Source organism: Christiangramia sabulilitoris (genome assembly GCF_007050985.1).
In the GTDB taxonomy this organism is placed as follows: Bacteria; Bacteroidota; Bacteroidia; order Flavobacteriales; family Flavobacteriaceae; genus Christiangramia; species Christiangramia sabulilitoris.
Genome location: NZ_VHSF01000017.1, coordinates 1 through 866 on the forward strand (window position 1 = coordinate 1; position 866 = coordinate 866).

Here is an 866-nt window from a genome sequence, read left to right on the forward strand (position 1 = left end):
TACAAGGTTGGAGAGAATGGTGGTGACGATACAGAAGTAGGAAGTGTGAGCCCTGATGCCACCACTGGTGTCTTTAAGAGTGATATGGGCGCAGGCAGTTATTACATAATCGGTACAGTAGCCTCTGGCAATGGGGTAGATACGTGTACCAAGAAAAGTGATACGGAGACCTTTACCGATCCAGCGGCCTTGAGTTTGACCTTGAAGTCTACGGATATCAGTTGTAATGGCGCGGGAGATGGAATCATCGCCCTTGATGATACTGCGACTAACAGYGCATTTGATAGTTATAAGCTTTACAAGGTTGGAGAGAATGGTGGTRACGATACAGAAGTAGGAAGTGTGAGCCCTGATGCCACCACTGGTGTCTTTAAGAGTGATATGGGCGCAGGCAGTTATTACATAATCGGTACAGTAGCCTCTGGCAATGGGGTAGATACGTGTACCAAGAAAAGTGATACGGAGACCTTTACCGATCCAGCGGCTTTGAGTTTGACCTTGAAGTCTACGGATATCAGTTGTAATGGCGCGGGAGATGGAATCATCGCCCTTGATGATACTGCGACTAACAGYGCATTTGATAGTTATAAGCTTTACAAGGTTGGAGAGAATGGTGGTGACGATACAGAAGTAGGAAGTGTGAGCCCTGATGCCACCACTGGTGTCTTTAAGAGTGATATGGGCGCAGGCAGTTATTACATAATCGGTACAGTAGCCTCTGGCAATGGGGTAGATACGTGTACCAAGAAAAGTGATACGGAGACCTTTACCGATCCAGCGGCCTTGAGTTTGACCTTGAAGTCTACGGATATCAGTTGTAATGGCGCGGGAGATGGAATCATCGCCCTTGATGATACTGCGACTAA

The 866-nt window shown here is 47.2% G+C and carries 1 protein-coding gene; it reads left to right on the top strand.

What is annotated here, in order from left to right; all coding sequences use genetic code 11:
* Positions 1-866: hypothetical protein (locus tag FGM01_RS14585; protein ID WP_166435242.1), on the top strand; the 866-nt coding region annotated here is incomplete at both ends.